The 12,365-nt window shown below is 67.2% G+C and carries 14 protein-coding genes; 8 read left to right on the top strand and 6 right to left on the bottom strand.

The window, feature by feature from the left end; genetic code table 11:
• Positions 1 to 4: 4 nt before the first annotated feature.
• Both L2U69_RS14560 and L2U69_RS14555 read right to left on the bottom strand, forming a co-directional pair.
• On the bottom strand, positions 5 to 1,423 hold the full coding sequence (locus tag L2U69_RS14560; RefSeq protein WP_236107848.1) for an aldehyde dehydrogenase family protein: 1,419 nt from the start codon (positions 1,421 to 1,423) through the stop codon (positions 5 to 7).
• A 236-nt stretch (positions 1,424 to 1,659) separates the two neighbouring features.
• A complete protein-coding gene (locus L2U69_RS14555; RefSeq protein ID WP_236107847.1) occupies positions 1,660 to 1,881 on the bottom strand; it encodes a hypothetical protein in 222 nt (73 codons plus the stop codon).
• Positions 1,882 to 2,144: 263 nt separating this feature from the next.
• On the opposite strand from L2U69_RS14555, the gene hrcA reads away from it, so the two are divergent.
• The 7 genes from hrcA to L2U69_RS14520 all read left to right on the top strand — a co-directional run bounded on the left by hrcA (position 2,145) and on the right by L2U69_RS14520 (position 10,029).
• On the top strand, positions 2,145 to 3,179 hold the full coding sequence (gene hrcA, locus L2U69_RS14550) for a heat-inducible transcriptional repressor HrcA (RefSeq protein WP_236107846.1): 1,035 nt from the start codon (positions 2,145 to 2,147) through the stop codon (positions 3,177 to 3,179).
• Positions 3,180 to 3,194: 15 nt separating this feature from the next.
• Entirely contained in the window at positions 3,195 to 3,806 is a 612-nt protein-coding gene (gene grpE, locus L2U69_RS14545) for a nucleotide exchange factor GrpE (protein WP_236107845.1), read from the top strand.
• A gap of 137 nt (positions 3,807 to 3,943) precedes the next feature.
• On the top strand, positions 3,944 to 5,149 hold the full coding sequence (locus L2U69_RS14540) for a hypothetical protein (RefSeq protein WP_236107844.1): 1,206 nt from the start codon (positions 3,944 to 3,946) through the stop codon (positions 5,147 to 5,149).
• Between the two features lie 213 nt (positions 5,150 to 5,362).
• On the top strand, positions 5,363 to 7,303 hold the full coding sequence (gene dnaK, locus L2U69_RS14535; RefSeq protein ID WP_268967403.1) for a molecular chaperone DnaK: 1,941 nt from the start codon (positions 5,363 to 5,365) through the stop codon (positions 7,301 to 7,303).
• 78 nt (positions 7,304 to 7,381) lie between these two features.
• Positions 7,382 to 8,524 (top strand): molecular chaperone DnaJ, encoded by a 1,143-nt coding sequence (gene dnaJ, locus L2U69_RS14530; protein ID WP_236107842.1) that lies wholly within the window; start codon positions 7,382 to 7,384, stop codon positions 8,522 to 8,524.
• Positions 8,525 to 8,661: 137 nt separating this feature from the next.
• Positions 8,662 to 9,465: a 4-hydroxy-tetrahydrodipicolinate reductase gene (gene dapB / locus L2U69_RS14525; protein ID WP_236107841.1), complete on the top strand. Its 804-nt coding sequence runs from the start codon at positions 8,662 to 8,664 to the stop codon at positions 9,463 to 9,465.
• A gap of 105 nt (positions 9,466 to 9,570) precedes the next feature.
• A complete protein-coding gene (locus L2U69_RS14520; RefSeq protein ID WP_236107840.1) occupies positions 9,571 to 10,029 on the top strand; it encodes a hypothetical protein in 459 nt (152 codons plus the stop codon).
• A gap of 47 nt (positions 10,030 to 10,076) precedes the next feature.
• Here the strand turns inward: L2U69_RS14520 and L2U69_RS14515 are convergent, their stop codons facing one another.
• From L2U69_RS14515 to L2U69_RS14505, 3 genes are all read right to left on the bottom strand, one after another.
• Complete coding sequence (locus L2U69_RS14515) at positions 10,077 to 10,574, bottom strand: DUF2244 domain-containing protein (protein WP_236107839.1); 498 nt, start codon at positions 10,572 to 10,574, stop codon at positions 10,077 to 10,079.
• A 26-nt stretch (positions 10,575 to 10,600) separates the two neighbouring features.
• On the bottom strand, positions 10,601 to 10,807 hold the full coding sequence (locus L2U69_RS14510; protein WP_236107838.1) for a Fic family protein: 207 nt from the start codon (positions 10,805 to 10,807) through the stop codon (positions 10,601 to 10,603).
• A gap of 160 nt (positions 10,808 to 10,967) precedes the next feature.
• Positions 10,968 to 11,195: a hypothetical protein gene (locus L2U69_RS14505; protein ID WP_236107837.1), complete on the bottom strand. Its 228-nt coding sequence runs from the start codon at positions 11,193 to 11,195 to the stop codon at positions 10,968 to 10,970.
• Between the two features lie 141 nt (positions 11,196 to 11,336).
• On the opposite strand from L2U69_RS14505, the gene nth reads away from it, so the two are divergent.
• A complete protein-coding gene (gene nth, locus L2U69_RS14500; RefSeq protein ID WP_236107836.1) occupies positions 11,337 to 11,972 on the top strand; it encodes an endonuclease III in 636 nt (211 codons plus the stop codon).
• On the opposite strand, the gene L2U69_RS14495 is transcribed toward nth, so the two are convergent.
• Positions 11,950 to 12,351, bottom strand: coding sequence for a hypothetical protein (locus L2U69_RS14495; protein ID WP_236107835.1), 402 nt, complete (start codon positions 12,349 to 12,351; stop codon positions 11,950 to 11,952). The two genes, nth and L2U69_RS14495, sit on opposite strands and share 23 nt — an antisense overlap.
• Positions 12,352 to 12,365: the final 14 nt, after the last annotated feature.

Genomic DNA, 12,365 nt, shown 5'->3' with positions numbered 1-12,365 from the left:
GACATCACGCCTTGCGCACCACCACGGTCTGGACGTTGGTGTATTCGAGAAGGCCGTCGACGCCGTTCTCGACCCCGACGCCCGACTGCTTGTGGCCGGCGAAGGGTGCCAGCGGCGAGAGGTGCTGGGTCTCGTTGATCCAGACCGTGCCGGTCTCCAGCCGCTCGCCGACCGCCAGCGCCTTGTCCGGATCGCCCGACCAGACCGAACCGCCGAGGCCGTATTCGCTGGCATTCGCCTTGGCCACCGCCTCGTCGATATCCTCGACCTTGAGCAGCGGCAGCACGGGGCCGAACTGTTCCTCCTGGACGATGCGCGAATCCTCGGGCGGGTTGTCCAGGATGGTCACCGGCACGAAATAGCCGGGGCCGTCCATCGCCTCGCCGCCCAGCAGGAACTTGTGGCCCTGCTTCTTCGAATCCTCGATCAGGTCGAGCACGCGGCGGTATTGCTGCTTGTTCTGCACCGGGCCGATCTGGGTGCCCTGTTCGGCCCCGTCGCCGACCTTCACGGTCTTGGCGTAGTCGACGATGGCGTCGCGCAGCGGTTCGTAGACGTCCTTGTGGATATACATGCGCTTCGAGGCGATGCAGATCTGTCCGTTGTTGGCGAAGGCGGCCCAGAACAGGTTCGGCGCCAGCGTGGCGACGTCGACGTCCGGCAGGACGATGGCGGCGTCATTGCCGCCGAGTTCGAGGGTGACGCGCTTCAGGCTGGCGGACGCGCTCTCCATCACCTTGCGGCCCGTCTGGGTCGAGCCCGTGAAGCTGACCTTGTCGATGCCGGGATGCGACGTCATCCAGGGGCCCAGGGCATCGCCGCCCGAGACGATGTTGAGGACGCCCGGCGGCAGCACGTCGCGCAGCATCTCGCCGATCTTCAGGGTGGTCAGGGGCGTGAAGGGCGACGGCTTCAGGACGACGGTGTTGCCCGCCAGCAGCGCCGGCCCGACCTTGAAGAACGCGAGCACGACCGGGAAATTCCACGGCGAGATGGCGCCGACGACGCCGATCGGGACATGGCGGGTGATGCTGCGCCGTTCGGCCGAATCCTCGTTCACGGATTCCGGCATCCGCAGGCTGGCGGTGCCCTGGACGAACATGCCGGCGGCGCCGACCTCGAATTCCGCCTCGCCGATGGGCTTGCCCTGTTCGAGGGTCAGCAGGCGCTTCAGGCCTTCCAGATTCTCGAAGATGCGCGCCGAGACGGCATTCAGATAGTCGCGCCGCTTTTCGAACGGCGTCGCCTTCCAGGCCGGAAAGGCGGCACGCGCCGCCGCCACCGCCTCGTCGAGTTGGGCACGGGAACAGTCCGGCGCCTCGGCGATCACCTGCTCGGTCGCGGGATTGAGCACGCTCATGGTGGTCGCCCCGGCGACGGGCTTGCCGCCGATGGTCATGGTGAAATCGCTCGTGAAGTCCATCGTTCCTCTCCCCTTGTCCACGGTGCTCGGCGTCTTGTCGCGCCGGCTCTGGACTGCCTGTTGATTAAAACAATAAACTAGTTCTGGAAACAGCGTTTCCAAAGCGCCAATGTCGGGGCAAAGGACAATCGGCACCACACCCTCGAACGGGTGGGGCGGGCGTCATAGAGGATCGAGCGGGGAGAGAAAGGCGTTGCCCCTCCGCCCCGAAGGGCGGAAGGGCCGGTCGCGGCGCCTCAGACCAGGCGGCCGCGCAGTTCGGCCAGTTCGGCGCGGAGTTCGGCGATCTCGCGATCGCGCTCGGCGAGATCCTCGCGGAGCGCGGCGATGGTGCGGTCGGGATCGGCCAGCACCGGCACGGCGCGGGCCTCGCCTTCCATCGGCCGCATGATCGGGCTGAGCGCCCTGGCGAGGGCGCGATTGTCGCGCTGACGGGTGAGAGTGTCCCAATAGGTCATGGTTGGCTCCTTCCATCGAGTGTCGCGGCTTGGGCCGTCGCCCGTCCTCCGGGGCCTTGGGCCGGGATCTTGGACGGGGCCCTGCCGCGTCTTACCTTGGCTCCGGATTTACCGGGCACCTTCCATGTGGCGACTCCCCACCCCCGATGTCCAGCCCCATTCCCGGCCCGAACCGACCTCGCATGGGACCCAGCCCCGCGCAGATTGACGCAGCCGGGCGCGCTTCCTAGATTTCAAGCATCGTGGAAACGGGAAATTTCGGGATGATCCAGGAGCTGAACGAGCGTTCACGCCAGATCTTCCGCACCATCGTCGAGTCCTATCTCGAAACGGGGGAGCCGGTCGGCTCGCGCACCCTGTCGCAGCGGCTCGACTTTTCGCTCTCGCCCGCCTCGATCCGCAACGTCATGTCGGATCTGGAACAGGCCGGCCTGCTCTATTCGCCCCATGCCTCGGCCGGGCGCCTGCCGACCCAGGCCGGGCTTCGCATCTTCGTCGACAGTTTCCTCGAGCTCGGCAGCCTGACCGAGGACGAACGCCGCTCCATCGAGGCTCAGGGCGCCGCCGCCGGCAAATCGGTCGAGGACCTGCTGACCGAGGCGACGAAACAGCTTTCCGGCCTGTCGCAATGCGCCGGGCTCGTCATCGCGCCCAAGGCCGACAAGCCCCTGTCCCACGTCGAATTCGTGAATCTGGGCCCCGGGCGGGCGCTCGCCGTCATCGTTTCCGAGGACGGTTCGGTGGAGAACCGCATCGTCGACGTGCCGGCGGGCCTGACCCCGAGCGCGCTTCAGGTCGCCTCCAACTACATGTCGGCGCGTCTCGGCGGGCGCACCTTCGCCGAGGGCCATCACCGCATCCGCCAGGAAATCGAGGATCAGCGCGCCGAACTGGACCAATTGGCCGCCAAGGTGGTCGAGGCCGGCCTCGCCACCTGGTCGGACGAGGGCGAGCGCAACATGCTGATCGTTTCCGGCCGGGCGCGGCTGCTGGACGACCTGACGGCGCTTGCGGATCTCGAGCGGGTACGGCAATTGTTCGACGATCTTGAATCCAAGCGCGACGTCCTCCAATTGTTGGAGCTGGCGCAGGACGCCGACGGGGTGCGCATCTTCATCGGCTCCGAGAACAAGCTGTTCAGCCTGTCCGGCTCGTCCCTGATCGTCGCGCCGTTCCGGCGGCGGAACGAGCAGATCGTCGGGATGATCGGGGTGATCGCGCCGACCAGGGTGAATTACGGGCGGGTCGTGCCGATGGTGGATTATACCGCCCGCGTGATCGGCCGCCTGATGAGTTGAGAGTTGGGACCAGACATGACGACGACCGAGACCGAGAACACCGAAGCGACCGAGGCGGAAGCCAAGCCCGCGCCCGAAACCGCGGCCGAGGCCCCGGCGGAGGCCGAAAAGGCACCTGCCGGCCCGACCGTCGAATCGCTCCAGGCCGAAGTGGCGGACCTGAAGGACCGCCTGCTGCGCGCCGTCGCCGAGACCGAGAACCTGCGCCGGCGCTTCGAGCGCGAGCGCGAGGACACGGCGAAATACGCCGTGACCAAATTCGCCCGCGACCTGACCAGTGTCGCCGACAACCTGCGCCGCGCGATCGACATCGTACCGGCCGAGGAGCGCACCGAGGGCAGCGCCGTCGCCACCCTGATCGAAGGCGTCGAGATGACGGAGCGCGAGCTTCTCTCCGCCTTCGAGAAGACCGGCATCACCAAGATCGACCCGGCGCTGGGCGAGAAGGCCGACCCCAACAAGCACGAAGTGCTGTTCGAGGTGCCGGGCACCGGCCAGCCCGGCGGTTCCGTGATCCAGGTCGTGCAGACCGGCTATCAGATCCACGGCCGCCTGCTGCGCGCCGCCAAGGTCGGCGTCGCCAAGGCCGACGCGGAAGCCGCCCCCAAGGTCGACCAGACCGCCTGATCCTGCGGGTCGCCAGATCCCGACCCGGACCGCCACCGGCGCGCATCGGTTCAACCGCCGCGCGCCGGCGTGTATTTCAATATCATTAAACAAGAAGTTGTGTACACTTCCCCCGATAACCCTTGGGGGAGGGCGTCGTGCGCGAATTTCTCGTTCTGGCCGCTGCGGCGCTCGGTCTCGGGGCCTGCGCCGAATGGAGCACCGTCCAATACAAGTTCGACAATTGGACCAATGAACCCTATGTCGCCACGATCGACGCCAAGCAGCGCGTGATCGTGGCGGTGCCGGGCGAGAAGCGCATCACGGAAAACGCGGACGGCGAAGCCGTCACCCGCACCGACTATCAGGTCTGTGTGGAGCAGAGCCCCGATGTCTTCTCCTTCCTCTCGGCGTCGGGCAGCCTGTCTGTCGAAACCAAGGAAGCTGTGGCAAAGGCCGTCGCGGCCCTCGCCGAATCCGGCGGCTCCATGGCCTTCCGCACCCAGTTGACGCAGGCGCAGAGCAATCTTCTCTATAATATCTGCGCGCTCGCCGCCGGCGGTCGCCTGTCGGACCGGGCCGCGCGCGCGGAACTCCGCCGCTTCCAGAACACCCTGCTGGCGGCCCTGGCCATCGAACAGATGACGTCGCCCAATCGCGGTCCCATCGCGTCACTGGTCGGCGGCACGAGCGCCGCCAATCTCGGCGAGGGGGTCGAGGCGGCCCGGAAGAAGCTGGATGCCGCGACCGCGACGTTGACCGACCTTCAGGCGAAGGAAAGGGACGCGAAAGCGGCCGCCGAAAAGGACCCGCCCCCCGCTGGCGCCAAGGAAGACTACGACGCGGCAAAAGCCGCGACGAAGAAGGCGGAAGGCGACGTCGAAACCGCCACGAAAGTGCTCGAAGCGGCGGAGCACGTTCTTTCCGCGACGGCCTCCGGCACCGTTGGCGGCACCATGATCATCGACACCGGCAACGGCAACGGCGTGAATCAGCATGTGGCCGCCGCCGTGGTCCAGGTGGTCGATACCGCGCTCAATCGAGGGGTGCTGATCGACAATTGCGTCGAATATCTCTTCGAAGGCAACGCCAAGGAAAGCCCGGCCATATTCGAGGAGTGCAGCAAGGTATTCGCCGCCTACACCAACGCCTATGTCGCGCGACAGGACGCGATCACGCAGATGATCCAGGCCAACAGCAAGTTGATCGCCCTTGCCAGCGAGAAATGTTCCGGCGCCAACGCGTCGTCGAGGGAATGCGCGGAAGCGGTCGGCGCCGCCGGTGCCGCCGCCGCCGCGACCAATGCCGCCACCGGCGGCCTTACCGTCCTGGGGGTCAAACCGCAGACCGGAAATCAGGAATAGCCGGACGTCGCCGACAGCGGCCCGGCCGAACACGACAATTTTTATCCCGGCGCCCGCCGACTCGCCGTCAGCACCGTTGCGACGCCGAAAACACCGCCCTATATAAGCCACAGCGCGGGTGGGGGCATTCTTCGCTCCCCCCGGCAGTGTTCAGACCCATAGGGGGTGTCGCCGGTGCCTTTCGGGCCGCCGACGCCTGCCGCGAAGGAGAGAATGATGGGCAAGGTTATTGGCATCGACCTCGGGACCACCAATTCCTGCGTCGCGATCATGGACGGCACCAAGCCGAAGGTGATCGAGAACGCGGAAGGGGCCCGCACCACGCCGTCGATGGTCGCTTTCTCGAACGACGACGAGCGTCTCGTCGGTCAGGCCGCGAAGCGCCAGGCGGTCACCAATCCCGAAGGCACGCTGTTCGCGATCAAGCGCCTGATCGGCCGTTCCTTCGCCGATCCGATGACCCAGAAGGACAAGGGCATGGTGCCCTATTCCATCGTCAAGGCGGACAATGGCGACGCCTGGGTGGAAGTGCGCGGCACCAAGTACAGCCCCAGCCAGGTTTCGGCCTTCATCCTGCAGAAGATGAAGGAAACCGCCGAGTCGTTCCTGGGCGAGACCGTGACCCAGGCGGTCATCACCGTTCCCGCCTATTTCAACGACGCCCAGCGCCAGGCCACCAAGGACGCCGGCAAGATCGCCGGCCTCGAAGTGCTGCGCATCATCAACGAGCCGACGGCGGCGGCGCTCGCCTATGGCCTCGACAAGCAGGACGGCAAGACCATCGCGGTCTACGACCTGGGCGGCGGCACCTTCGACGTCTCGATCCTGGAGATCGGCGACGGCGTCTTCGAGGTGAAGTCCACCAACGGCGACACTTTCCTCGGCGGCGAGGATTTCGACCTGCGTCTGGTCGATTATTTGGCCGACGAATTCAAGCGCGAGAACGGCGGCATTGATCTCCGCAAGGACAAGCTCGCCCTGCAGCGCCTGAAGGAAGCGGCGGAAAAGGCCAAGATCGAGCTGTCGTCGGCCATGCAGACCGAAGTGAACCTGCCGTTCATCACGGCGGACGCGACCGGTCCGAAGCACCTGACGCTGCGCCTGACCCGCGCCAAGTTCGAGAGCCTGGTCGACGATCTGGTGCAGCGCACGATCGATCCCTGCCAGAAGGCCCTGAAGGACGCCGGCCTGTCGGCCGGCCAGATCGACGAAGTGGTCCTGGTCGGCGGCATGACCCGCATGCCCAAGATCCAGGACGTCGTGAAGAGCTTCTTCGGCAAGGAACCGCACAAGGGCGTGAACCCGGACGAAGTGGTGGCCATGGGCGCTGCCATCCAGGCCGGCGTGCTCCAGGGCGACGTCCGTGACGTCCTCCTGCTCGACGTCACGCCGCTGTCGCTCGGCATCGAGACCCTGGGCGGCGTCTTCACCCGCCTGATCGAGCGCAACACGACGATCCCGACCAAGAAGAGCCAGGTCTTCTCCACCGCCGACGACAATCAGAACGCGGTGACCATCCGGGTCTTCCAGGGCGAGCGCGAGATGGCGGCCGACAACAAGATGCTGGGCCAGTTCGACCTGATGGGCATTCCGCCGGCGCCGCGCGGCGTGCCGCAGATCGAGGTCACCTTCGACATCGACGCCAACGGCATCGTCCAGGTCTCGGCCAAGGACAAGGGCACGGGCAAGGAACAGCAGATCCGTATCCAGGCCTCGGGCGGTCTCTCGGACGCCGACATCGAGAAGATGGTGAAGGACGCCGAGGCCCATGCCGCCGAGGACAAGAAGAAGAAGGAACTGGTCGAGGCCCGGAACCAGGCCGAGGGCCTGATCCATTCGACCGAGCGGAACCTGACCGAGCATGCCGACAAGGTCGCCGCCGAGGACAAGGCGGCGGTCGAGGCGGCGATCGCGGATCTGCGCGGCGTCCTCGCGGACGAGGACGTGGAAGCGATCGGCGCCAAGACCGAGGCGCTGGCCAATGCCGCCATGAAGGTGGGTGAAGCCATCTACAAGGCGGAAGCGGAAGCGGCCCAGGCCGCCGGCGGCGCGGGCCCCGAGGCCGGTGCCGCGCCGGGCGCGCAGCCCGGTGCCGACGATGTCGTGGACGCCGACTTCGAGGAAGTGGACGACAAGAAGAAGTCGTCCAACTGATCTGAAGTCCGATGACGTGGCGTGCCGGCCGCAGCCTCGAGAAGGGGCGGCCGGCACGGCCGGTGACAGGAGTCCGCCATGGCAAAGGCCGATTATTACGAACTTTTGGGCGTCGCGCGCGGGGCCTCGGCCGATGACATCAAGAAGGCATTCCGCAAGCTCGCCATGAAGTGGCACCCGGACAAGAACCCGGGCGACGCGGAAGCCGAGAAGAAGTTCAAGGAAATCAACGAGGCCTATTCGGTCCTCTCCGACGACGACAAGCGCGCGGCCTACGACCGCTATGGCCATGCCGCCTTCGAGGGCGGCGGCGGCCCGGGCGGGCCGGGCGCGCGCGGCTTCGACTTCGGCTCGTCCTTCGCCGACGTGTTCGACGATCTGTTCGGCGAATTCATGGGCCGGGGCGGCCAGCGCGGCGGCGGCAACGGCGCCATGCGCGGCTCGGACCTGCGCTTCAACATGGAGATCAGCCTCGAGGAGGCGTTCAAGGGCAAGAAGACGCAGATCCGCGTGCCCTCGACCATTTCCTGCGAAGCCTGCGACGGTTCGGGTGCGGCGCCGGGCTCGAAGCCGACCACCTGCCCGACCTGCCAGGGCGCCGGCAAGGTGCGCGCGGCCCAGGGCTTCTTCACGGTCGAACGCACCTGTCCGACCTGCCAGGGCGCCGGCCGCATCATCAAGGAACCCTGTAAGGTCTGCGGCGGCCACGGCCGCGTGTCCAAGGAAAAGACCCTGTCGGTCAACATCCCGCAGGGGGTGGAGGACGGCACCCGCATCCGACTGGCGGGCGAGGGCGAGGCAGGCCTGCGCGGCGGGCCGCCGGGCGATCTCTACATCTTCCTGACCGTGACGCCCCACGCCCTGTTCCGGCGCGACGGCGCCAATCTGTTCTGCCGCGTGCCCATTCCGATGGTGACGGCGGCCATGGGCGGCAATATCGAAGTGCCGACCATCGACGGCTCCCGCGCGCGGGTGGCGATCCCGGCCGGCACCCAGACCGGCCGCCAGTTCCGCCTGAAGGGCAAGGGCATGCCGGCGCTGCGCGGCGGCGCCATGGGCGATCTCTACATCAATGCCGTCGTCGAGACGCCGATGAACCTGACCGCCAAGCAGAAGGAGCTCCTGAAGGAGTTCGAGAAGGCCGGCGGCAAGGGCACATCGCCCGAGTCCGAGGGTTTCTTCGCCAAGGTGAAGGAACTCTGGAACGATCTGACGGAATAGGCCCCTCACCCCCACCCTCTCCCCGCAAGCGGGGCGAGGGAGTCCGGGCCGCGCGGGGGTCTGCCCCCTCGCCCCTCCGGGGAGAGGGATGGGGTGAGGGGCGAAACACGGTTTCAATCAGAACACAGGAGCACCCCATGACCTCGATCGGCATTCTCGGCTGCGCGGGGCGCATGGGCCGCAGCCTGATCGCCGCCGGCCTCGACGCCGGCGCCACGATCGCCGGCGGCACCGAACGGCCCGGCGCGCCGGCCCAGGGCATCGACCTCGGGACGCTGGCCGGGCGCGAGCCGATCGGCGTCTTCGTCACGGACGATACCCCCGCGCTCTTCGCCGCCGCCGATGTGGTGATCGATTTCACCGCGCCGGTCGCGGCCCCGTCCCACGCCACAATGGCCGGAAAGACCGGCAAGGCGCTGGTGATCGGCACCACCGGGCTCTCGGCCGACCAGCAGGCGGCGATCGCCGCCGCCGCCGCCCATGTGGCGATCGTCCAGGCGGCCAATTTCAGCCTCGGCGTCAATCTCCTGGCCGCGCTGACGCGCAAGGTCGCCGCCGTGCTCGGACCCGCACAATGGGACATCGAAGTGGTCGAAATGCATCACCGCCACAAGGTCGATGCCCCGTCCGGCACCGCGCTGGCCCTCGGCCGGGCCGCCGCCGAGGGGCGCGGGGTCGATCTCGACGCGGTCTCGGACCGGGTGCGCGACGGCCATACGGGCGCGCGCACCGCCGGCAACATCGGCTTCGCCACGCTTCGCGGCGGTGATGTCGTCGGCGAGCATTCGGTGATCTTCGCCGCCGACGGCGAGCGCCTGGAACTCACCCACAAGGCGACGGACCGGGGCATTTTCGCCCGTGGCGCCGTTCACGCCGCGATTTGGGCGGCCGACAAGCCGGCGGGGATTTACGACATGGCGGATGTCCTCGATATCGGGTAACACTCCCAGGGCGAAGGTGATCGGGCAATATTGGGATCCTTTCGCGCCCCGCCGCGTTTATCTGTTCGTCGGCACCAACACCGAAATCGAAAGACGAGGAGCAACATGAAGAAGACGGCTATCGCTCTGGCCATCGCGCTCACGGCCGGCCTTGCCGCCTGCGACGATGGCGAGAAGTCCAGCGCGACCGAAACCCCGGCCCCCGCTGCCGAAGCCCCCGCCGAGCCGGCGCCCGCCGCCGAGGCGCCCGCCGCTCCCGAGGAAGAGAAGGGCGCGGCCGAGGAGATGGGCCAGGCCGCCGGCAAGGCGATCGACGATGCCGCGGAAGCCGCCGGCCAGGCCGTCGACGATGCCGCCGAAGCGGTCGACGATGCGGCGGATGCGGCCGGCAAGGCAGCTGACGACGCCATGAAGGCCGCCGGCGAGACCATGGACGACGCCGCGACGGCGGTCGATGGCGCCGCCACCGACGCCATGAAGGCGATGGAAGACGCGGTCAGCGGCGAAACCGCCGCCCCGGCCGAGGGCGAGACCCCGGCCGAAGAGCCGAAGCCCGCCGAGTAATCCGGGCGACCGGCTGACGGCCGGCTGACGGAATGGACGGCGGCGCCCTAGGGCGCCGCCGTTACCATATTGTCCCGGCGTTCGGTGAAGGCGACGCGCAGGGCATCGGCGAGATCCAGCCGTTCCGCCGCCGACAGGCATTCGGCGAAGACGAAGCGCCGACCGTGGCTGGTGACGCAGATCTGATTGTCGTCCTCGTCCCGGATATCGACCTGGATGCGCGCCCAGCTCGGCTCGAAACGGTAGTGGCGGTGCCGGCCCTTGGCATCGACCCGGTCGACGGTGAAGTCCCGATCGGTCAGGCGGACGCGCTCGAAGGCGCGGGCGGCCCGGTAATTGGCGCGAAAGGCGAACCAGATCAGCAGGGCATCGAGCCCGAAGAAGCCCATCACCGGCCATGCCCCCAGCATCAGGAACAGCATGCCCGAGACGAAGCTGATCACGGCGACGGCGATCATCAGCAGCGCGAAGGCCCGCGGCCCCAGCGAACGATGGGGACTGAGCACGGCATCGAACCAGAGGCGGTCGGTGTCGCTGATGGTCATCGTTCCTCCTTCATTCCGGATGTCCGTCATTCGTCCAGATGGTCGCGCAACCAGGGCAGCAATCGGGCGAAGGTGAAATCATGCCGTCGATAGAGGTCCAGCATGAAGTCGTAGGTTGCAATCGGATCCGCGACGAGCTGGCGGCCATTCAGCCGCAGGAACGTACAGGTCGCGGCGAAAGCCACACGCTTGTTGCCGTCGACGAAGGGGTGGTTCTGGACAGGCTTTCCCAAAGCGCCGCCGCCTCCTCGACAAGATCCTCATAGTAACCGCTCTGCGGCCGGAACAGGGCCGATTCCAGCGCGCCGGCATCTCTCAGTCCCGGCGCGCCGCCATAGCGCCGGATCTGGTCGTCGTGAATCGCCATCACGTCGGCCAGGGTCAGGTATTCCTTCACTTGGCCAGGCGCTCGTAGAGCGGGCCGAAGGTCTCCAGACTTGATTCATAATGGGCGAGGACATGGGGGCGAGCCGCCGCGTTGCGCCGCTTCTCGAGAAGATCCCGCAGTGCCTCCTCGACCACATTGTCGAGCGGACGGCCTTCGCGCGCGGCGATGGCGCGCGCTTCTTCGAGAAGGCTTTCGTCGACCTGGGTCGAAAATTCGACACGATGCGTGTTCATGACCGCCTTTCGAATGGCCCGCTGCTCACACCGATCCGCATCTCATACCAATCTTCGTCCTGGCCGATCTCCATCCTGGCCGGTCGATGTCGCGCCCGATCATGGTATGTCATGATCATTCAGGATAATTGGACCCGGATCATGCGTAAAGCCGACGTCGTCACCTTCTTCGAGCGCCTGCGCGCGCAGCGGCCCGAGCCGGAGGGCGAGTTGGAATGGGGCAATCCCTATCAGCTTCTGGTCGCCGTCGTGCTCTCGGCCCAGGCGACCGACGCCGGGGTGAACAAGGCGACGCGGCCGCTCTTCGCGCGGGTCGAGACGCCGGCCCAGATGCTCGCCCTCGGCCTCGACGGCGTGACCGAGGCGATCAAGACCATCGGCCTCTATCGCAACAAGGCGAAGAACGTGATCGAGCTGTCGCGCCTGCTGATCGAGCGCCACGGCGGCGAGGTCCCGCGCGACCGCGAGGCGCTGCAGGCCCTGCCCGGGGTCGGGCGCAAGACCGCCAACGTCGTCCTGAACATCGCCTTCGGCGAAGCCACCATCGCCGTCGATACCCATGTCTTCCGGGTCTCGAACCGGACCGGGCTCGCCCCCGGCAAGACGGTCGAGGCGGTCGAGGCCAGGCTGGAGAAGGTGATCCCGCGCGAATTCATGCTGCACGCCCATCATTGGCTGATCCTGCACGGGCGCTATGTCTGCAAGGCGCGAAAGCCGGATTGCCCGGCCTGCGTGGTCAGCGATCTCTGCGCCTCTAAGGAAAAAACGATCGCCTGAACTGGCGCATGATGTTCACCGCTTCGGGCCGGCTGTAGGCGGCGACACCGACGCGGCGGACGCAGGTGGCGACGTCATAGGGTTCGCGCTGGCGGTCGCGGGCATCGACATGGCGCACCGTCTGGCCGCCGTCGGGCCCGAAGAGGAAGACGTAGAGCAGGCATTCCGGCGCCGCGTATTGCCAGATTTCCCAGGCCGATTCGCGCCGGCGCAGCGACGGTTCCCCGAGATAGGTCGGCAGGGCGTCCGCATCCATGTTGATCAGGCCGCCCGGCGGCGGGGCCGGCGGTCCGTCCTGGCGGGGCGCGCCGTGGCGCGCGCAGGCGGCGAGAAGAAGAAAGGCGCTCCCGATGAGGAGCGCCTTCGACGATGCGGACATCGGAGCCGGAAAGG

It is taken from the genome of Zavarzinia marina, from assembly GCF_021568905.1.
GTDB classification, from domain to species: domain Bacteria; phylum Pseudomonadota; class Alphaproteobacteria; order Zavarziniales; family Zavarziniaceae; genus Zavarzinia; species Zavarzinia marina.
This window is presented reverse-complemented; position numbering and strand designations above follow the sequence as displayed.

Coding starts and splice junctions, on each gene's coding strand:
- dapB (WP_236107841.1), top strand. CDS start 8,662: ATGACCTCGATCGGCATTCTCGGCTGCGCGGGGCGCATGGGCCGCAGC.
- grpE (WP_236107845.1), top strand. CDS start 3,195: ATGACGACGACCGAGACCGAGAACACCGAAGCGACCGAGGCGGAAGCC.
- L2U69_RS14505 (WP_236107837.1), bottom strand. CDS start 11,195: ATGAACACGCATCGTGTCGAATTTTCGACCCAGGTCGACGAAAGCCTT.
- hrcA (WP_236107846.1), top strand. CDS start 2,145: ATGATCCAGGAGCTGAACGAGCGTTCACGCCAGATCTTCCGCACCATC.
- L2U69_RS14495 (WP_236107835.1), bottom strand. CDS start 12,351: ATGTCCGCATCGTCGAAGGCGCTCCTCATCGGGAGCGCCTTTCTTCTT.
- nth (WP_236107836.1), top strand. CDS start 11,337: ATGCGTAAAGCCGACGTCGTCACCTTCTTCGAGCGCCTGCGCGCGCAG.
- dnaK (WP_268967403.1), top strand. CDS start 5,363: ATGATGGGCAAGGTTATTGGCATCGACCTCGGGACCACCAATTCCTGC.
- L2U69_RS14560 (WP_236107848.1), bottom strand. CDS start 1,423: ATGGACTTCACGAGCGATTTCACCATGACCATCGGCGGCAAGCCCGTC.
- L2U69_RS14515 (WP_236107839.1), bottom strand. CDS start 10,574: ATGACCATCAGCGACACCGACCGCCTCTGGTTCGATGCCGTGCTCAGT.
- L2U69_RS14520 (WP_236107840.1), top strand. CDS start 9,571: ATGAAGAAGACGGCTATCGCTCTGGCCATCGCGCTCACGGCCGGCCTT.
- L2U69_RS14555 (WP_236107847.1), bottom strand. CDS start 1,881: ATGACCTATTGGGACACTCTCACCCGTCAGCGCGACAATCGCGCCCTC.
- dnaJ (WP_236107842.1), top strand. CDS start 7,382: ATGGCAAAGGCCGATTATTACGAACTTTTGGGCGTCGCGCGCGGGGCC.